Here is a 21,000-nt window from a genome sequence, read left to right as displayed (position 1 = left end):
GTTCTTTTAGAATGTTAAATTAACACCAATCGTGAATTTACGCAGGGTAGGATAATTCCCATAAGTAGTCATCGGATCAATAAAATTATCCGGATAAGGATTATAGAAACTTAATAGATTCTGTCCTGTAATGTTAAAACGGCAACTTTCGATACCTATCATTTTTGTATATTTTGACGGTATACGGTAAGCTAATGTAACGCGATTCAGTTTGACACGTGTTCCGCTTACTCTCCAGAAAGAAGAAGTTACTGCATTCACGCTGCCCCATCTCAAGTTCGGATATTTTCCATTGCGATTGGCTTTCACCACTACATTACCTGCTGCATCTACTACGTCGTTATACACAAACATATTGTCTGTAGTCCAGAACGAAGGCATATTTGCATATTCCAAATCATTATACTTATTAGCCGATGTTCCTTGGTTTCCTAAAGAAATTGCATCATCAGGCAAGAAACTATAACCACCCCAGCTCGCATTAAACTGAGCTGTCAAAGAAAGCCCCTTCCATTCTGCGTTCAGGTTCATTGTCATGCTGTAAGGATTGCTTCGATTAGATAACCGTACTTGGTCATCTTCAGAGCTAACCACACCATCCGGTCCGGCGTATGTACCATCATCTTGTCTGGCTCCACGCACGTCTTTATAAATCAACATACCCGGTTTTACATCTTCTTTAACGTTACCCATATAGGAAGTAATATTGTACTTGGCAAAATACTCGTCAATATCCTGATAGCTGCGGAACATACCGATACACTGCATACCCCAGATGCCTTGATCCAAACGATCACCCTTCTTATAGCTCTTATAAGTAGGCTTCTGATCCCAGTCTCTTACCAAAATCTCATTATCACTATACCCGGTGTTCAACTGAATTTTATACTTAAAATCCTTACCTATCTTGTCTCTCCATGTAGCAGACAGTTCGACACCATAAGTATTCAATTCTCCATAATTCACTTTCGCAGAATTAGCTCCCACTGTAGATGGAACAGAGGCATTATAACTAAGCAACATCTCACGGTTCCATTCATAGTAAGCGTCAATATTGAATGATAAACGATTATCGAGAACATTGAAATCAAGCCCCAAATTACCTTTATAAGATTTATCCCAATGAGCATCCCGATTGATTGCTGCATTGTTTTTATTCATTGTGAGGTGACTACCGGCATTGGCCTCTGTACTAGTGCCAAATACTGGCCCTTTATCCTTATCTGTTCCGTAAGTCTGCAACCATTGCCATGCTGTTGTATTATCACGACCGGTCAAACCAAAAGATGCACGCAACTTTAAGTAATCAATCCATGTAACGTTCTTAGTAAACCATTCTTCTTGTGAAACCACCCAACCAGCAGATACTGACGGGAAAAATCCCCAATAATTTTCAGGAGCAAACTTGGTGGAAGAATCCGAACGAAGCAGGAACTCCAGTAAATATTTGTTATCATAAGAATAATTCAAACGACCGATATAAGATAAATTACCCGACTCAAAACGAGTGAATTCTGTACTAGGAGTACTATTCCAGTCTACCGAATTAGATTGTCCTGTCGTAAATTCGTATGGGTTAGTAACCATACCGTACAAATATTCTGTTTCTGATTCAGACTTTTCAATGGAGAATAAACCTCCTACAGAATGTAGTCCGAAATCCCTATTATATGCTGCAGTAAAGTTCATCTGATAGTTATCCGAACGAGTCATGGAACGAGACAAATATCCAGTAATATCACTTGTACTGGAGTTAACCACCGGTTTTCCACTATTTGCCAAATAAAAACTAGTATTTTCAAATGCACTGTTATCCGCTCCTTCAATTGGAGTATACAAATGTTCTCCACTACCAGAACGAGTCTCCAAATAATAAAGATTATAAGAAGTACCATAATCATTTGTCTTATTCGTATTGACACTCTTCGAATAAGTAAACTTCAATTTCAGTCCTTTCAACCATTTATTCCATCCGAAATCGTATTCCAACCCGGCATTAATATTCATGTTTGATGTCATGTTTCGTTTATAGTCGCCATTATTCTGAAGTACATTGAAATTGTAATTCTGAATATTACTTACCGATGAATTAGTAGGACCGTAAGCAGCTACCGCATATTCACCCACATATTCGGGAATATAATAAGGATGTGTCAACAGCGTATTGTAATCTTTCTCTGCAGACGAACCTCCGACCTGATTCAGAGGAGTATTTTTCTTTCCATAATCACCGGAGACCTGTACATTCGCTTTTATCCACTTGCTGATTTTCACATCTACACCAGCACGGTAATTCCAACGATTGTAATCCAGCTTACCTAAGTTACCATCCTGATCAAAATAAGAAATTCCGGCAAAATAACTGGCTTTTTCAGTAGCACCGCTCAGGTTTACACTATGCTGCTGCGTCAATGCGGATTCCCAATATTTATCCAGTAAATCATAGTGCAAACTTTTCATGGCATTCAACTCATCCTGCTGAAAAATAGCTCTTAACGGATCAATACTTGTCTCCGTCGGGTCAGCCATACGTACTGCATTCCATAACTTGCCATACTCATACGCATTCAACATCTTAGGACGAGATACTTCATCTGTAATACCAAATGTTCCATTATATGAAATTTTAGGCGCACCTAACTTTCCCTTTTTTGTGGTTACCAGAATAACACCATTTGCTGCACGAGCACCGTAAACTGCTGCAGAAGCATCCTTCAAGATAGAAATACTTTCCACAACTGATGGATCTAAGTTGTTAAACGCTTCCGCACCCAAATTAGTATAAGTACTTCCCACTTTTACTTCCGTAGGATAAATGTAACCATCAATAACATACAATGGCTGCAGGTTGGTACCTCCCATTTCTTCCAACTCACCATTCTGACGAATAGTAATCGTAGCGTTTTGTCCCGGACGAGTATCACCTCCGTTTACAGAGATACCATTTGCCAAACCGCTCAATGTACTGGCCAAACTTCCACTTGAAATATCCTGAATATCATCAACGGGAACAGTGGCGATAGCACCAGTCAAATGCGCTTTCTTCTGCGTACCATAACCCACAACTACAACTTCATCCAATTGCTGCGTATCTTCCTTCAAGATGATCTTTGTCAATTTGAATGGAGCAGAAAAACGTTGTGGTACATATCCTATATAAGAGATTTCCACTTCCTTACCATCAGGAACATTCAATGTGAAATTTCCATCTAAATCCGTTATTGTTCCCACTGTTGTTCCTACAACCTTTATGGCAGCTCCAATAATAGGTTGCTCGGTCTCATCCAGCACAACTCCTTTGAATGTTTTAGTATTCTGTGCTATTGTCGGCAAAGCCATCACAAAAGCTAGAAGCAGGCTGATACTGATTCTATATATATTCTTATGTTTCATCTTTATCGTATTCTAGATTTATTATCTTTTTAATTTAACCAACGCGGGTCGCCACTACCATGAGCAAATACTTCGGGAGCACTCGGAGTAAAATCACCGTTTGCAGCATCAGCGAATCCCGGATCCACGCCATAAGCAGAATTGCTCTTATCACCATCCGCACGATTTGAAGTCTCATCCAGTGGCAATGCGCCATTGTACCAATAACAGTTATTTTCAAAAGTTGCAGCTACCTTTGTACCCTGCATTCTTATACGACGATTGAAATTTCCCGAAAATGAGTCAATAAACAAATTGTTCTTTGAAATTACCTCATTATGTGTCTGTGACCAACCATTGCCATTAAAACTCTGTCCGGAATAGGAGAGATTATAGAATGTATTGCTTATAAATGTCATCGATCCTCTTGACCAACCATCATAACTGGTTGTTTGTCCACCTCCATAACGTAAAAAACGAGAACCGTTTTGGTTATGACTATAAATCGTAGAGTTACTTATTTCGAAGTCTTTCACAATCGAACTGCTAGAGTTAAAGTTTATCAGGTCAGCAGCTTGATAGCAATCTATTACACAATTTCTGATTGCAAAATTTTGAATACCATACTTCTTTCCGTTAATGTGAACTAAGTATTTTCTAACAGCCTTGATATTGCAAGATTGAATAACCATAGGATTAGTTACTTTTCCATGATCGGTTCTCTTTGTATCCAATATCTCTTCCGGAACATCACCAAACTTTAAAAAAGCCCCATCTGTCACTACATCACAATCAAAGTTGATAAACTTCAAGGCTAATCCTCCACCACAAGTAATAATAGAAGCCGGAGCAGTGAATTTCACATTCGCATTCCCGCGTGTTTTATTTCCGCGCAACTGTACATTATTTACGCCAAAGTTCAAATCTCCTGAAATATAATACGTCCCTCCTGCTTCCAGTTCGAAAGCAACTTCTGTATCTTTTCCCGTAGTCACCGGATGTTCAGCAAAATATGTAGTCAAGTCTGTACCATTAGGAACAAGCGTTGCGGCAACAAGTGTAGACCAACTGATTTCAGTGGCGGAAACGGAAGCTGTATTATTCAACTTTTCATTCCCCAATGCTGCAATCTCAACCTTATAGTTCGTATCTTCTACCCAAGGACATACTACAGCCGTCCCGTCTACAATACTGTCCTTCACTACAGCTACAGGATGATCAGGGTCATCTACAATGTACATAGAAAATTTATAACCACCTGCCCCCATAACAACAGACCAAGTAACTTTTACATTATTTTCAGTTGTAGCCAGTTTTTCAAAAGCCACATCCGATGCTTTCGGCGAATCCAATTGCGTATTCGTCACGCCACCGGAGAAGGTTTCTTCATCAAAACCATCTCCAGCACAAGAGCCCATAAATAAAATCATCGATAAACAAGCTATGCTCCCGACAACTTTCATTTTAATCTTCATCTTACTCTTCATAGATTAAATTTTAATTTAAACAAAAATAATATATTATATCTTCAAAATCTAAAAGTTCTTTTAAGGAAAGACGTACAATCAAAAAATATGTAATCACTTAAAAGAATAAAAAAATAGATTTTGCACTTTTTTCTCTCTTAACTATATCATAATATCCTCCTATCTCTGTTGAAACACCTCTTTCAAATACTTAATATTCGTACCATAATTCTTTTTCACGTTCCGCACGTCATTCTTGTCACGCGAACGTTCTACCACCAGCCATCCACTCCATCCCATCTTATCCAGTGTCTTTTTCACCTTATTCATGTCCAATCGTTCATTATAAGGTAAAGTCACTCCATCTGTGTCCGTACAGTGAATCTGGCAAATCCTCTTTTTCCCCAGAATCTTCAACTCCTTGCACAAATCCCTTCCATTCTCCAATGCATTTTGAAATTTAAAATAGATCTTGATTCCGGGAGAATTAATTTCTTTCAGTAGTTTCACATCTCCTTTTGCATCCAGTTGAGTTTCAATACCAATCACCACTCCTTCAGAAGCTGCCATATCTCCTACCTCCTTCAAGCGTTTTACAACTTCTGTCCGTAGTGCCGGAATCTTTTCCCATCCGGCTTTGATTCCTCCCAAAGGAAGAAAGGCTACTTTGGCATTCATCACTTTCATGGCATGAAGGCAATCCCGAACTAAATCTTTATAATTAGCTCGTTCCAGAAAAGACTGTCCATAGAAACCGGACATAGCAATAGAAGAAACTTCTAATTGATATTTTTGAGCAGTTTCACGAAATAATTGCTGGAAATGGGGCTTGCGCAATTTATTATCAAACATTTCCCTCTTGCCAAGGCCACCCATATCCAATTCTACACCGTCACCATTCAATTCATGTACCAATTGGAATGAACCGATTTTCTGACGTTTCAGAATCATCCAGTCACATACGGCTATTTTATAACGTTGTTCCTTTTGCTGCGATCCGGCAATTGCCAATAGAGGAAAACACTCTGCAAGTATCAATATCCAAAGGATATGTTTAAATAAATTTCTTCTCATTTTTTATTTTATTGCATACGATTTACATAGTAGACGTATGGAATAGATTTTTGTAATCACCTATAAAACAGAGAATAACTAAAAATGCTACGAAGTATAATTTAATGAAAGTAAGATAGTGACGGTATCCAAGACAAATAGTGACGCTATCTTGGTCCGATACCGTCACTATCCCGGGCATATACCGTCACTATTTTCGAAGAAGTAATAACAGAAGTAAATGTAAAAAAATGGGCTGCCGGACTATAAGAAGTCCGACAGCCCTGTCAACCCAAAAACGATACCTATGAAACACTGTGTGTTATTTCAAATCAAACTTTAAATATTTGCCGTGAACAAGTTCATCATGTGTGATATGATATTTATTGAACTTCTTGCCATTCAATAGTACCTTATCAATATATAAAGCTCCTGGTTGAGTACGATTGGTTTCAATCACCAATTCGTTCTCTTTATACCATTTCGGATCTAACCGGATCGTTACCTTATTAAAGACCGGAGTCGTCAATGTATATTCGGGCAGTCCGGGACAATCCGGATAAAAACCGATCATATTGAAAATAGCCCAGGAAGACATCGTTCCCGTATCATCATTTCCTGGAATACCATCAGGTTTTGTTGTAAAGTACTTATCTAATAAACGCTGCGTCTCTTTCTGCGTACGCCATTCTTCACCTTTAAAGTATGAGAATAAATGAGCATAAGCAATATCCGGTTCATTTGCCGGGTCGTAAAGTCCTTCGTCAAAAACCATTTGTAGTTTATCGATAAAAGGTTTCTTTCCCCCCATTAATTTCGCCAAGCCATATACATCATGTGGTACATAGAACGTATAATTCCAGGAACTACCTTCATGGAAACCGGGATTCGGTTCAAAGTTCTCTCCTTGTCTCGGATTAAACGGGCTATAAAACGTTCCATCGGGGAGAATCGGACGGAAAGTACCAAATTCTTTACTATAATAATGTTTGTATCCTAAAGAACGTTTATAGAACATCTCTGCATCTTTCTTTTTACCTAAAGCAGCTGCAAAACGAGACAATGCAAAATCGGCAATATAATATTCCAATGCATGAGAGACGGAATTGTCATACTGTTCACGAAGGGGTACATATCCTTTAGACATATAATCATCATTATCAGGACGCATCAAGTTTTCCGCCCCCGGTAACGTAGCAGATTTGTACATTGCCTCATAAGCCAAATCAACATCAAAGTCACGCAAACCTTTCATCCAGGTATCTACAATTACCGGAATACTCGGATCACCTTCCATTGTCAATGTTTCTCTGCCATATAATTCCCACTTAGGCAACCATCCATGTTCACGATACATATCAAGCATTGTGCGCACCATTTCCATCTGACGTTCCGGATAAACCAAGGTCAGCAATTGATGAACATTGCGGTAGGTATCCCAAAGAGAAAATACGGTATAGCGATCACCTTTGGTTGTCAGGATCTTATCACTTTCCATTGCCGGATATTCTCCGTTTACATCCTGCAAAATATTAGGATGAATCAGCAAATGATAAAGCGCTGTATAAAACACAGTCTTTTGGGCATCTGTACCACCTTCCACTGTTATGCGTGACAAGTCATGATTCCATTTGGAACGTGCTTCCGCATGAATCTTCTCAAACTCCTTTCCAGCCTGTTCACGATCCAGATTCAAACGGGCATTTTCTATGCTTACAAAAGAAACTCCCATTTGTACTTCTACTTGTTCACCTTCTTCTGTATCGAAGGAGAAATAAGTACCAATGTCATCTCCTGCTATTTCTTTTCCGTAGCGAGTATAAAGTTTATACTTTCCCTGATCCTTATCCCATTCAGCCTCAACCCCCATCATCGGACGTTGTTTCTTCCAATACCCTGTTGCAGAAGGATTCTTCTTAACCCGCAATACAAAGTAAATGGGGAATACAGCTTGAGGATTATAACAAAATGTGCCAAGTAGTTTGACTCCTTCCACTTCGCTATCGCTTACACGACGAAGCATAGCGCCACTCTCATTCGTTAACCCCTCACCCAAATTCAGCAGGATGTGGCTTTTCCCTTTTGGGAAAGTAAACCGGGCAATACCGCTACGCGGAGTAGCCGAAACTTCTGTTTTTACATTATATTTAGTCAGATAATTAGAATAATAGCCCGGTGAGGCCTGTTCATCCTTATACTTACTACCATATTCTTTATAATCCACATTCAGTTCTCCGGTAGTAGGCATCAATAATAAAGAACCTAATTCCGGACAACCGACTCCACTCAAATTCACATGAGCATATCCGGTAAAGAAACAATTTGTATATTCATAAGGCGTAGACCACCATCGGGCATCTTTATCGTATGTGTTTTCGGAAGATCCCATCACATTGAAAGGAACCACAGACATCATACCATTTGGACAAATCGCTCCGGGATTGGTAGTCCCGAAATTAGTAGTTCCGATAAAAGGATCTACATAATCTATCAAAAGACCTTTATCCGTATTTTTTAGGGGAGGGCTTCCCCCTTCCCCCGCAGATGCGGAAAGAAGGGAAAAAGCAAGTGTGTAAGTTAATATAATACGTTTCATATCTTTATTAAATGATACTCGTTCGTTTCGTAAAATCGATAATCTCTTTTATATATCCGAAGGCCATACCTACCACAGTATCTGCCGCACCATAATAAACAGCAACACGTTCACCATCTTGCAAAGCAGCACAGGGGAATACTACATTAGGAACGTCACCCTGAAGTTCGTAAGGAGCAGCCGGACCTATCAGATATTCACGTGTACGGTAAAGAACTTTTTCCGGATGATCTTTATCCAATATGGCAGCTCCCATAGCGTAACGGAAACCATTACAAGTAGTGATTACACCGTGATAGAACAGCAACCAGCCTTCATCTGTAAGGAAAGGAACTGAACCTGCACCAATCTTTGTACACTGCCAAGCGCTTTCCGGGAAAGGAGTCACTTTCATTACACAACGGTGTTCACCCCAATATTTCATATCCGGGCTATAGCTGATGTATATATCGCCAAACGGAGTATGTCCATTATCACTGGGACGACTCAACATCGCATACTTGCCATCGATCTTCTGCGGGAAAAGTACACCATTACGATTGAAAGGCAAGAAAGCATTTTCGCACTGGAAAAACTCCTTAAAGTCAAAAGTATAGGCAATACCAATCGTAGGGCCATGATAGCCATTACACCAAGTCACCCAATAGCGGTCTTCAATCCATGTAACACGAGGGTCGTATTTATATTCCGACTCAATCATTTCCGTGTTACCTGCTTTAAACTGAATAGGTTCATGATTGATATCCCAATGAATTCCGTCCTTACTAAAACCTGCAAAGATATTCATCTGTACAGCTTTGTTATCACAACGGAATACGCCTGCAAAACCATCCTCAAAAGGAACAACAGCACTATTGAAAATACTATTAGATGAAGGAATATGATAACGTCCGATAACTGGATTTTGTGAGTAACGCCACATAACGTCCGTACATCCGACAGGACGATCTTCCCAAGGAATTTGAATTTTATTCATAATCGTTGATTTTATATTATTTATTTTTTGAGTCATCATACGTGAAAGGTATGAAATAAGTAATCAGAAAAGCTGGAATAGTTGCGATTAACACATAGATAAAGAAATTACGATATCCTAATAAGTCACTAAGATAACCACTAACCATTCCCGGAAGCATCACTCCCAGATTCATGATTCCTGAAGCAAATGCGTAATGTGACATTTGATGTTTGCCTGGAGCAATCTGTTGCATCATAAACAACGTCAATCCGACAAAACCAAAGCCATAACCAAAATATTCCATTGTTATACAAGTTCCGATCAGATATACATTAGTAGGCTGTGCAACTGCCAAAAAAGTATAGGCAACAAACGGAAGATTAAAAATACAACAGAGAGTGAACAGTGTCTTTTTCAATCCGAACTTAGAGACATAAATACCTGCTAACAATGAGCCTAAAACGAAAGCAGCGGAACCAAAGATACCATTTAGCGTGCCGATCTCTGTTAACGACAGTCCTAAGCCGCCTACATCCCTTGAAGCACGTAAAAACAGCGGAGCTATTTTCATGATAAAGCCTTCTGCCAAACGATATAAAATAATAAAACAGATGTAATAAAGAATATGCTTTTTAGTAAAGAAGTTAGCAATTACTGCTACCAATTCGTGTCCAACCTCCGATGCAGTTTTCTTTGTTGTTGACGGAACCTGTGTAGAAGGTAACATTTTTATATGATAAATACCGATCAGTACCATTATTGCCGCAATTACGCCGAAAATAATCATCCATGCAGATGAATACGCTCCTTTGTTAACATCTATCGAAGCACCTTCTATTGCTCCGAAGTGCTCTGCCAATGCTCCTGCCATAGCAACTAATCCTCCATTAGCAACCAATTTGGCTACATTATAAAAAGCCCCTTGAACTCCGATATATTTTGCCTGATCTTCCTTGTTCAATTCAGCCATATATACACCATCACAAGCAATATCGTGCGTTGCTCCACTAAAGGCAATCACTGCCATCGTAGAGATACTTATAGCGAAAAAGTAATCAAAAAACAAAGAAAAGGCTACTACTCCAAACAATACACCACTCAATAATTCTGTAATCAATACGAAGAATTTTTTCGTCCGATACATTTCAAGAAAAGGACTCCACAAAAATTTCAGTGTCCAAGGCATCATAATCAGAGAAGTCCAGAATGCAATTTGCGTATCCGAAATTCCAAGATCCTTAAACATGAAAACAGAAACCAAATTAATAGCAATAAAGGGAAGTCCCATTGCAAAATAAGCAGTAGGTACCCAGCAAGCCGGGTTAATAGTTTTTCGTTGAGAAGCAGTTTTATTCTGTTGCATAAATCATAGTATATAGATGAAAAAAAACATTTTTCTGACCCATCTATATATAATACAACTAAAAGGGGGAAACTACTAACGTCTCCCCCTACTTTTTTTATTTTATTATCACTTCGTCTATAAAGAACCACGAAGGATGGCCTACACCATAATGCCAAGTCGGACATTCTTTCGTTCCAGTGACTTCTACTTTTACATAACGAGTTTTTATCGGTTCGGCTGATTCAGCCTTGACTCCACGGAATTTTACCTCACCGGTACGTTCTTCCGGTAAATCAATCGTTTTCCAATGCGTATAATGTTCACCGTCATCAGCGTATGAATAAACCACCTTTAGAGGAAAAAGAATCCAGGCCCCTATTTGATGAAGAAAATCTGTTTCCACACTTTGTATCTCTTTCGCTTCGCCCAAATCTATAACGAATGCACCATCGGTTCCTTCCCAACCAATCCAGCTATCAACAAAGGTTGCTCCACCAAACAAACCGTCAACCAATGCGTTTTTTCCTAATGCCGCATATTTTCCCGTAGGAGGAATTAGATAAGTAACTTTTGCACCCAAAGCCAAACTTTTTTCTTTCTGCGGCATGTAACGTTTACGATACAATTTGCAATAGTCTACCGGTGAATTGGAACGCTCATTCAATGTAGGAACTTGAAACTCTTTCACGCGTTCCTCAAAAAGGTCTAACTTTTTATTGATATCTACCAAATCTTTTTCTGTCTCTGTTCGTGCAATCTCCAGTTCTGAATACTGAATTGGCAGACGTGCCCGTTGAACTCGTTTTAAGAAATCGGGATCTGCTGCAACAGCCTTTTCAGCCAAATCAAATAAATGATTATAACGACGCATCAAAGCAGGCTTTAGCATGCCATACTTATGTGATACGGGTGAATCATATATCCACAACCGCTGTCCACTACCGATTAATGCGCCTTCCATTATCTTTATGTACTGATAAAGATATGGCGCTGCTTCACCATAATATCCATGCAGAAAATGTTGCATCAATGAGTCTACATTAACTTCGGGATTCCACATTAACTTTGACACTAAATAAGCACGAAGTTCTACAAAATCTCCTCCCCTGCTCCCTGCTATTTGAGAGAAATGCATGGTGGCATGATTCTTTTTGAAAAGACGGATATTGTCCTGTAAAATATGGAAATTAGGAAATGGAGCCAGATAATTATCAAAGTTAATACCGTAATCCCACACGAAAATATTATTGGTAATCTTAGACCATCCTTCCATGGCTTTCACAAACTCTTTTCCCGAAGCATTCTCCGTCAAAGTTACTTCACGGTCACAGTCAATATCACACAACATAATATTCACATTTGGCAAAGGTTTCACATGCTTCGGAGGATTCATTGTATATAGATAAGCCAATGTGGAAAACTCTTTATCCGGAAAACGGGCAGCCAACTTATTCAGAAAAGTGATGATGCTTCCTGATAATGCTCCTTCATAATCATCAATTGCCTTACAAGCATCACACGTACAATTTGTATAATTACCATCATTCTGACTTACAGACATGATATGTTTATCTGGATTTACTTTGAAAATAGAATCAACACGTTGAGCAACAATCTCAAAAACCTCCGGATTACTCAAACACCACTGACTGGCCTTTCCCGGGTGGCGTTTTCCTTTGAAGTAAGAATAATATTCCGGATGTTCTTTCCCATAAATGGATGAAGGCAGAAGCTTATCAAAAGTATGCACCCAATAACCGGCAGCAAACACTTCATTCGGTTCCTCTAAACGATTCCACCACTTATAAATAGAGTCTGTATGGATAGCATAACATTGTGTCTGACGATAACGAAAGCCCGGGTTTTCGACTTTATTAATGAAGGGTAAGTTCACCGTTTTTGAAGGGGTAAGAGAATATTCATTCTCTCCCCAATAATCGATACCCAAATATTGCTCCAATAAAGTAACAACCCCATATACAACACCGTTTTCTTTACCAGATATTTTTAGAATACCATCTTGAGTAGAAATAGAGAATCCATCCTCTGTTACTTCCGCTGGAGATTGACCACCAATGAGAATATCTCCTTTTCGAGGAGTTTGACTTATAACAACAGGCAGCTTACAACTGGTTACTTTTTGAATAAATGTTTGTAACAAATTTGCAGCTGTCCACGATATTTGATTATTCTCTTTCAAAATGATCCTAGAACTTGTATTCCCATTAGTTACTAACATAGTTTGAGAGAGAGACGGAAACGCCATACTAATTCCCATAAACCATAAACAGAACCGTAGAATAATAGATAATTTCATGTTTTTCTTGCTATTAAAAGTTATTATATAATAGTAATACAATCAATATGATACTATTAAACAATCAATCTTTTTCTTTTTTTATTTATTAACTTATATAATAAGTCCCACTTTATCCGAAAATACGAAAAAGTGGGACTTAAAAATTTTCAATAACCTATTAATTATTTCGCATATAGGTCAAATTCCGTAAGGCTGACCGTATTGGGACCTTGTTTCACATAATACTTTAAATAACGCGTTTCAATAGCTTTCGAAAACTTAATATATTGTGTGCCACTTCTTGAAATAGTTACAGTTCCGATAGATTTCCATTTTATTCCATCACCTGAAGTAAATACTTCTACTGCAGTCGGTGAATAACTACTAGCATAACACTTATTTCTTATTCCTGTTAATGTCTGCACCTTACCTATATCCACAGTTAGCCAATATTCTGCTCCTCCATCACGAGCTACATCAGAATTTGTTCCATCAATTAGATTTTTAGCATCTCCACGAGTCGTCGGGGCAACTTTTACAGTCCAGCCAGAACGATCGGCAATCAAAGTACCTTCAGCCGGTTGCCCGGACTCTACATTGACATGAATATTTTGAATTTTCACATAAACTACTCCTCTGTTAGAGCTAAGTGCATCTAAGTTATTACCTTCTATAGAAGATATGGTAACTGGCAACAAATATCCCTTCTGTAGTCAACGATCCTACATTTAATAGCTCTATTTTTATAGAATCTCCAGATACACTTTCTCCATTTTCAATAGTAACAGTTTTATTGGTGAAAGAATAATTTTCAGCAGGTAATATGTTATATTCCGTATCATTAGCTTTATTGTAAGCACTTACTAGATTATCATCACTATCGGCTGTTATTTTCACATCTTTCGATAATCTCTCCGTGGCACATGCAACAAACCGATAATTAGGTTGTAACTCATTTACGACCACTGAATTATCTTTCAAAATCACTGACAACGATGCTTCATAAGAATCTACCGGAAAAACTTTCGTAGAAAGATAAAACTTAGAATTTACAGTAACTTCGTCATCATCGTCACAAGAGATGCACAGTGGTGATGCCATTAATGACATCACTACTGTTTTCCATATTATATTTTTCAATCTCATAATTACATCATTTGAATATTATATTATTTACCATCTGATCTAATGCCATCTACCCATCTGACAACTCCATTAGGCGCCGTGGCTTTATTTCCATGACCAGTTGCGTCTTTAAACTCGGTTCCTGCCCCTTCATTCAATTTCCAATAAGCCTCCAAGCCATCCGTACCCGGATTTATCGCAAACATATTATTCTGAATCTGCGACTGTGAAATAGCAGTAGTCCAAAAACGTACTTCGCTAACTATAGCATCTGTAACCATCCAATCACCATTGCATATACCAAAACTATTCTTAACAAGACGCAAAGGTTTTCTTGGAAGATCTAATGTTGCATCAATATTTCCATTTACATAAATAGTCAATTTCACTCCATCACAAACAAATGCTAAATGATACCATTGATTATTTTTAAACTTAGTAGCAGCATTTACTTGAGTACCTTGTGTTTTTATCTGCAAAATATTACCAGGAATCGGGCCATCACCAAAACGGATATAAATTTCACCATCTTCTGCGATACCATTACCTGGACCTGCAGAAAATATTGCTTGATTCTGATAGCTAGGAGGACCAGGATAACCAACTCCAGGAGTCACCCCATCCCCAAGTTCGCTCATATTAATACGCATTTCAAGTGACCATTGAGTTACTGTATAATCCTGACGCATTTCCATAGTAATTGGTTTTGTACCCGTCAACACTGGTGCAGAGGTTATAATAACCTGATCCATGATATAAATCATCACATCTGCACCTTCCAAAGTTTGTTGCCCACCTGATACAGCAGTAATAGCAACCGGTAGTGCAAATTTATCACCAGAATCAAGCATTTCCTTTGTCAACGGATCAATTGTTACTTTAACAGTAGGAGCCACTAATTCTCCTTTTTTTATAACCACTGTCTTTTGATCAAAAGAATATGAACCTTCCGGCATAGATTTATAGTTCGTACCACTTTTTGTATTATATACTTCCAACGATTTCGGACTTAGTCCCAAAGTAACTTCTATATCTTCTGTTGCAATTTGTCCCGACCGCGGAGTCACAGTGACAACACTACCCTCTTCGGCTACTGTTACCTTTTTGGACTCATAAGACAAACTACTGGATTCAGCTAAATAAATTCTACTGCCGATAGTATCATACTTTGCATCTTCACAACTTGCTATAATTGCACAAAGCAATATGGCAAAGGCGAACATTATTGTATTTTTATTTTTTACCAGATATCTCATAATTATTATATCTTTAAATTTATTATTTTACCGGTGGATTCATAATGCGGATAGCATTACGCAAATAAGGATAAGATTCTTCTGTACCATCAATTGTATATTCATACTCCATATGATAAGTTCCAACCCCTCCTTTTACACATTTTTTCCCGTTAATAATAGGTGTCCAACGTGCCATACCTTCCAATGACTTCATTTTATTTCCATATCGATCAGTGAAATCAGCCCCACCAGACAAAGCCCATTTTTCAAAGTTTTCAGTTACAATATATTTCTTAGCAACTTCTTCTGCAGTCAAATGCCCATCGAAGTTTCTTATTGTAGAGTTTAAACGGCTATCCAAATTGTCACGTCCAGTATTATCTCCTGGAGAATCATAAGCCTGCACTATAAAATAATTAAAATAAGGACCTGACTCCGATACAATACTTTGTGGCTCACCGTCAATTACTAATAGCCTGTCTGTACCCGATTTTGGTCCGATTCTTTCTCCCAAGGTCTGAATGAACAACAACATATTCTCATCACTTCCACTCATGTTACCTCGATGACCAAAATTAGGCTCATAGTCAATATCAAAGCCATCATATCCATATTTATCAATACTATCACATATTGCATGGGCATATTTCTTTATAGCTTCTTCCTTATTCTCATTCCATCCCCAGAATTCCAGATAATTATCTTTATATTCCTCGGGAGTCAATTGGTCACCGATATTTTGAACAATAAAACACATCAAAGCTTTAGTCCCTTTTACATTTTGTACATAACGCAAATCTTTTGTTTGCGCTTCTGTCAAATTTCTCCAGTTACCCCAAATAGAAACAAAATCCACACTATCAGGAAGTCCGGCTAAACATTTTTCTAAAGTAGCTCCATTTCCGGTCCAATTACCAAACCATCCGAAAGCAACCGGATGATCTGTTTTCTTATAAGCGCGAAGCTGGGCATAGTATTCTTCCGGAAGTGACGACTGAGTCATATCTTCCTGGAATTTTGGTTCCATGTCTGTCCAATCATCACACGCTGTATTCGCAACCGTTATGCCAAATAACAACATTATAAAATAGAATATCTTTCTCATACTATTTATATTAATATAGATTATACTATTATTCACTTATCCCTACGCTGCCACCAAACCTTAGTCTGATAATTATCAGCGCCACCCAATTTACTTACAGCAGCATTTACATTAGCAGCATTACGAATATATTCCGATGGTGGGAACGGAATACGATTAGCGGAAGGAAGATTGGTTACATTTCCATTCAATAACGGGAAAAAACGCGGATACCCAGTACGACGATACTCGCTCCATGCTTCTTGTCCCAAAGGCCACATTGCAATCCATTTTTGGGTTATTAATCTTTCCAGTTTTTCTTCCTCACCAGCATCATCTTTCCATTTGATAGTTATAGAACTAATAGCACTTTCATTCCCCTTATTCTCATTAGGATCTACATAATCAGCCTGAGTACTTGATTCATCATTCAGGTATTGGTCAATACCATCCGATACTCCCCATTGTGCAAAGGAAAGTCTGATAGCTGATTCATACAAATCTTTCACCGTTTCTCCTTTTACATCCCATCCTAACATTGCCGCTTCAGCTTTATTAAAAGCTGTTTCAGCTGCACTCATCCATAAAGTACGATCCATCTCTCCAACATTTATTCTAGAGAAAGTCGGTCCGGTAATATCATTACCATAAGACAAACCTGCGCGCATACCCACATAATCATCATCTCCTTTATCGCTCGTTTTCTTTTTAAAATATTTCGACATACGTGGATCGTTGTATCCTTTCATATAAGATGTAATATCGGCAGAGACACATTGGTCAGGCCATTGCACTAATACCGTATACAATTGATTTTTAGTGCCTAAAGAAGTTGCGTTATCTTCATTGGAAGTAATTACCCCTATAGAATGGTTAATAGCTTCCTCCGCCATCTGTCTGGCATATTCACGATCTGCAAAACGAATACGAATGGCCATACGTAGTTTCAGTGAATTTGCAAATTTCACCCATTTCTCAAAATCACCGTCATAAACTTTATCATACTTAGCCATCGTTCTGTTGTTTGGATTTTCGGTCACATAAACAGTCATTACATTAATTGCATCAGTCAGATCAGTAAACATTGCATGATATGCTTCCTCCATTGTATCGTAAGGAGTCGAAAGTTTATCACTTGAAATTTGGGAATAAGGAAGTGCCCCATACATATCAAGCATACGATGCATTGTCGCAATTCTTAGGATCTGTGCCCATGCAAAGTTAACCCCTGTCCCTTGGGTTACATTCTTTATTTTATTCCATGCACCATACGTCAATACCATTACATTATCATCTGCAAACTGCCAGTTTAACCAGTTCTCGGGTGCATTATATGTAGCAAAATTTGCCCCTTTAAACTTATCTGTTGCCATTACTTGATAACGTCCATAGCAGTCACCAATCAAGGATTCATTGGTATTATAAATGTTTTCAGTAGCTATGGGATATGCATAATCACATAAAGTCAAGAAGAAAGCATTGGCAGCAAATCCATCTCGTCCAAGTTCTTCTTCCGAAACTTTTCCCAACGGATCATTCAAGCTATTATCCATGCATCCTTGTAACATTGGAGTTCCAACAAGCATACAGCCTGCAATAGAAATCTGCGTTATGAATTTATATATTTTCATTTGGTTATTCTTTTATCGTTAAAACTGTATTTTTACATTAAATCCCCAACTTCTCAAACTTGGTTGCATAAAGTAATCAACACCTTGATAATAAGTACCAGTAGAAGCGGTAGCTTCCGGATCAAATGGTGCTTTATTATAAATCATCCACAAGTTGTGACCTGTTATTGACAAACTAAGATTACATTTGTTATTAAACCATTTGGCTGGAAGTGAATAGCCCACCGATAACTCTTGTAAACGAACATTAGTAGCACTATATACATAGTTAGACATCAATCCACTTATTCCACCCACTTCTGTATAATAAGTCTGGGGATCCACTTTTCCATTATTTACAGGAACACCTTCATTATCACGTGCTAAAGCTGTGACCTTAGATACTCCGAACTGATCCATTACAGCTTGTGTTGGTGAGATAACAATACCTCCAAAGCGGGCAGCAAGCATGAATCCCAAGCTAATGCCTTTATAAGAGAAATCATTTCTAAAGCCTAAATTGCTCTTAGGCAATACAGAGCCAATATGAATAAACTCATCCGAATTCTTTATATCCTCTTTTTTCACATTCTGGCTCGCTTTATCAATAAATACATTTCCTTCGTTATCACGTTTCAAACGATTAGTGACATACATGTCTCCCATGCTTCCTCCTTTACGAAGAATAACTTTAGCCGATCCAATGCCACCTTTATCTATCTCACTCAAACTATAGTGATTACCTTCATCATCCACTGCATCATCCAAGAGTTCTACAATCTTATTTTTATTAAAACTAAAAGTCAAATTGGAATTCCATGAGAAATCTCCCCATGATTTATTATACCCTAAAGAAAATTCCATACCTTTATTCTCAATATTACCAGACTGTGCATACATAGTCGCATATACAGCGGTTCCTGACAAAGGAACCTGGAATGTTTGTTTGCGAGTATTAGCCTTATACCAGGTAACTTCCAAACTTAAACTATTATTAAAGAATTTGGCATTCAAACCAGCCTCCCAAGAATTTGTACGTTCAGGATAAAGTTTAGGCAAAGGACGGTAAGTTTGTAATTTCCATTGACTAGTCGCAGGGTCCCACTCATACGTTTTGTTAGAAGAAAGATTCTTAGGAATAGGAGCACCTACTGAAGCAAATGAACCGCGTACTTTCAAATAAGTAATAGCTTTGGGTAATTTCACCATTTCGGAAATTACTCCTGAAAGTCCTATTGATGGATAAAAGAAAGATGATTGTTCTGTATTAATCAATGCTGAATCCCAATCATTACGCCCGGTTAAAGTCATATATAACATACTCTTCCAGCCAATTTCCGCACTAGCAAAAATAGAGTTGGTACGTTGTTTATATCCACTTTCTATAGGATAAGTATCTTTATCCAAGGTAGTAGTCATATTATATAGACTAAAAACATTAGACATATCTTTCAAACCACCTTGGAATCCTCTTTCGTCATAATAAGTTTGAGTAAAACTACCGCCAATATTAGCACTTAAACTTAAGTCACCAAAGCGTTTATTAATATTAGCCATCACGTCTGCATAAGCCTGTCTATCGTCAGCTTTATAGTACTTATAGAATCCATAAATAGAACTATTAGTAAAGTAAAGGTCAGTAGAAGCATTTCTTTTATCTGAATAATCATTGGTTGCATTATCAATGCGGACACGCCCTGTCACATCAAGCCAATCTAAAATTTCATATTTTAAACTGGCATTAGCCATGTAGCGTTGTTTTTTCATACCATGGTTCATCTCATTAGCCACCCAATATGGATTATTTTTCATACTGTATCCAGGATCACCCCATCCCCAGTTCTGTACATCAATCTTACGAGTTGTGTCATACGTTTTATACATCCTCACAGCTTCAAAGTTTTCGCCACGCGGGAATAGATATACGGCTGGTAGTGGATTGAAATATTCACCTTGTGCCATTAGATTAAGATCTTCTTGGATAATATAGCTAAAACCCACATCTAATGTCATTTTATCCTTCAGGAATTTTGTTGTATTTCTGAAGGTAAAATTGTAACGGTCATATTTGCTATTTTGAATGATACCAGTTGCATTAGTAGTACCTACAGACAGATAAGTTTGATTCTTTTCATTACCAACAGATAAAGAAACGTTATTCTGAATATTAGTACCTGTATTGAAAAAATCTTTTGGCTCATAAGTTCCGAAAAGGGAAGACGCTTTATCTCCCCATGAAGCAAAGGAACCTGCGCGGTTTATATAAGAATTTTGGAATTCAGGCATTATAAAAGGATTGGAAAAAGTAGAATTATTAGAAATAATAATTCGTGCCTTACCTTCTTTTCCCTTCTTTGTAGTAATTAAAATTACACCAGACGCTGCATTAGAGCCATACAAGGCCGCAGCAGCAGGTCCACTTAATACAGACATGCTTTCAATATCTTCCGGATTGATATCAGATATACCCTCTCCTCTCGGTTGGGCTGAATATTGTCCGTTAGTGTCACCTTTATTTGTATTAAAAATAGGAACACCATCAATTACATATAAAGCATTATTGTCTGAAGATATAGATTTGGTACCACGCATAACTACACGCGTAGCCCCTCCAACACCGGATGAAGATGCATTGATATTAACACCAGCCACCTTTCCAGCCAGTGAGTTCATAAAATTGGCACTTTTTACAGTTGTCAATTCATCACCTTTTACTTCTTGCACATTATAGCTTAATGCTTTAGTTGCGCGCTTGATACCTAATGCAGTAACGACTACTTCGTCCAACACCTGCGTATCTTCTCCTAAAGTAACCTTCAAGGGTTGTGCACTAGTAAGCGTGATTGCTTGGGAG

13 protein-coding genes are annotated in these 21,000 nt (G+C 38.1%); all 13 read right to left on the bottom strand.

From position 1 onward, the window contains the following. Nucleotides 1-6 precede the first annotated feature (6 nt). Entirely contained in the window at nucleotides 7-3,393 is a 3,387-nt protein-coding gene (locus DXA54_RS15120) for a SusC/RagA family TonB-linked outer membrane protein (RefSeq protein ID WP_004311797.1), read from the bottom strand. A 29-nt stretch (nucleotides 3,394-3,422) separates the two neighbouring features. Continuing rightward, nucleotides 3,423-4,859 carry a DUF4992 family lipoprotein gene (locus DXA54_RS15115; RefSeq protein WP_008640536.1) on the bottom strand — a complete coding sequence of 479 codons (1,437 nt, stop codon included), beginning with the start codon at nucleotides 4,857-4,859 and terminating at the stop codon, nucleotides 3,423-3,425. A gap of 159 nt (nucleotides 4,860-5,018) precedes the next feature. Next, nucleotides 5,019-5,912: a sugar phosphate isomerase/epimerase family protein gene (locus DXA54_RS15110; RefSeq protein WP_120079909.1), complete on the bottom strand. Its 894-nt coding sequence runs from the start codon at nucleotides 5,910-5,912 to the stop codon at nucleotides 5,019-5,021. Between the two features lie 301 nt (nucleotides 5,913-6,213). Next, nucleotides 6,214-8,487 (bottom strand): GH92 family glycosyl hydrolase, encoded by a 2,274-nt coding sequence (locus DXA54_RS15105; RefSeq protein WP_120079907.1) that lies wholly within the window; start codon nucleotides 8,485-8,487, stop codon nucleotides 6,214-6,216. A gap of 7 nt (nucleotides 8,488-8,494) precedes the next feature. Further along, complete coding sequence (locus DXA54_RS15100; RefSeq protein WP_004318517.1) at nucleotides 8,495-9,463, bottom strand: 1,4-beta-mannosyl-N-acetylglucosamine phosphorylase; 969 nt, start codon at nucleotides 9,461-9,463, stop codon at nucleotides 8,495-8,497. 16 nt (nucleotides 9,464-9,479) lie between these two features. Further along, entirely contained in the window at nucleotides 9,480-10,808 is a 1,329-nt protein-coding gene (locus tag DXA54_RS15095) for an MFS transporter (protein WP_009039639.1), read from the bottom strand. 97 nt (nucleotides 10,809-10,905) lie between these two features. Continuing rightward, entirely contained in the window at nucleotides 10,906-13,107 is a 2,202-nt protein-coding gene (locus DXA54_RS15090) for a DUF4838 domain-containing protein (protein WP_120079905.1), read from the bottom strand. Nucleotides 13,108-13,271: 164 nt separating this feature from the next. Next, complete coding sequence (locus tag DXA54_RS28530; RefSeq protein ID WP_243647658.1) at nucleotides 13,272-13,784, bottom strand: discoidin domain-containing protein; 513 nt, start codon at nucleotides 13,782-13,784, stop codon at nucleotides 13,272-13,274. Beyond that, nucleotides 13,753-14,235, bottom strand: a complete 483-nt coding sequence (locus tag DXA54_RS28525; RefSeq protein WP_243647657.1) for a DUF1735 domain-containing protein — start codon at nucleotides 14,233-14,235, stop codon at nucleotides 13,753-13,755. Before DXA54_RS28525 ends, DXA54_RS28530 begins: the two co-directional genes overlap by 32 nt. 23 nt (nucleotides 14,236-14,258) lie before the next feature. Then, nucleotides 14,259-15,470, bottom strand: a complete 1,212-nt coding sequence (locus tag DXA54_RS15080) for a DUF1735 and LamG domain-containing protein (RefSeq protein WP_008640544.1) — start codon at nucleotides 15,468-15,470, stop codon at nucleotides 14,259-14,261. 22 nt (nucleotides 15,471-15,492) lie between these two features. Next, entirely contained in the window at nucleotides 15,493-16,557 is a 1,065-nt protein-coding gene (locus tag DXA54_RS15075) for a glycoside hydrolase family 18 (protein ID WP_022199820.1), read from the bottom strand. A 32-nt stretch (nucleotides 16,558-16,589) separates the two neighbouring features. Then, on the bottom strand, nucleotides 16,590-18,167 hold the full coding sequence (locus DXA54_RS15070) for a SusD/RagB family nutrient-binding outer membrane lipoprotein (protein ID WP_004310777.1): 1,578 nt from the start codon (nucleotides 18,165-18,167) through the stop codon (nucleotides 16,590-16,592). Between the two features lie 18 nt (nucleotides 18,168-18,185). Beyond that, on the bottom strand, nucleotides 18,186-21,000 hold a 2,815-nt coding region (locus DXA54_RS15065; protein ID WP_233525090.1), incomplete at its 5' end, for a SusC/RagA family TonB-linked outer membrane protein.

The sequence above is a fragment of the Bacteroides sp. OF03-11BH genome, from assembly GCF_003604005.1.
GTDB lineage: Bacteria > Bacteroidota > Bacteroidia > Bacteroidales > Bacteroidaceae > Bacteroides > Bacteroides ovatus.
Note: the sequence above shows the minus strand (reverse complement) of the source record. Positions and strands in the feature narration are given on the sequence as shown.

Excerpts from the sequence above, each read along its gene's own strand:
- DXA54_RS15120 (WP_004311797.1), bottom strand. The coding sequence starts at position 3,393 with ATGAAACATAAGAATATATATAGAATCAGTATCAGCCTGCTTCTAGCT.
- DXA54_RS15115 (WP_008640536.1), bottom strand. The coding sequence starts at position 4,859 with ATGAAGAGTAAGATGAAGATTAAAATGAAAGTTGTCGGGAGCATAGCT.
- DXA54_RS15110 (WP_120079909.1), bottom strand. The coding sequence starts at position 5,912 with ATGAGAAGAAATTTATTTAAACATATCCTTTGGATATTGATACTTGCA.
- DXA54_RS15105 (WP_120079907.1), bottom strand. The coding sequence starts at position 8,487 with ATGAAACGTATTATATTAACTTACACACTTGCTTTTTCCCTTCTTTCC.
- DXA54_RS15100 (WP_004318517.1), bottom strand. The coding sequence starts at position 9,463 with ATGAATAAAATTCAAATTCCTTGGGAAGATCGTCCTGTCGGATGTACG.
- DXA54_RS15095 (WP_009039639.1), bottom strand. The coding sequence starts at position 10,808 with ATGCAACAGAATAAAACTGCTTCTCAACGAAAAACTATTAACCCGGCT.
- DXA54_RS15090 (WP_120079905.1), bottom strand. The coding sequence starts at position 13,107 with ATGAAATTATCTATTATTCTACGGTTCTGTTTATGGTTTATGGGAATT.
- DXA54_RS28525 (WP_243647657.1), bottom strand. The coding sequence starts at position 14,235 with ATGAGATTGAAAAATATAATATGGAAAACAGTAGTGATGTCATTAATG.
- DXA54_RS15080 (WP_008640544.1), bottom strand. The coding sequence starts at position 15,470 with ATGAGATATCTGGTAAAAAATAAAAATACAATAATGTTCGCCTTTGCC.
- DXA54_RS15075 (WP_022199820.1), bottom strand. The coding sequence starts at position 16,557 with ATGAGAAAGATATTCTATTTTATAATGTTGTTATTTGGCATAACGGTT.
- DXA54_RS15070 (WP_004310777.1), bottom strand. The coding sequence starts at position 18,167 with ATGAAAATATATAAATTCATAACGCAGATTTCTATTGCAGGCTGTATG.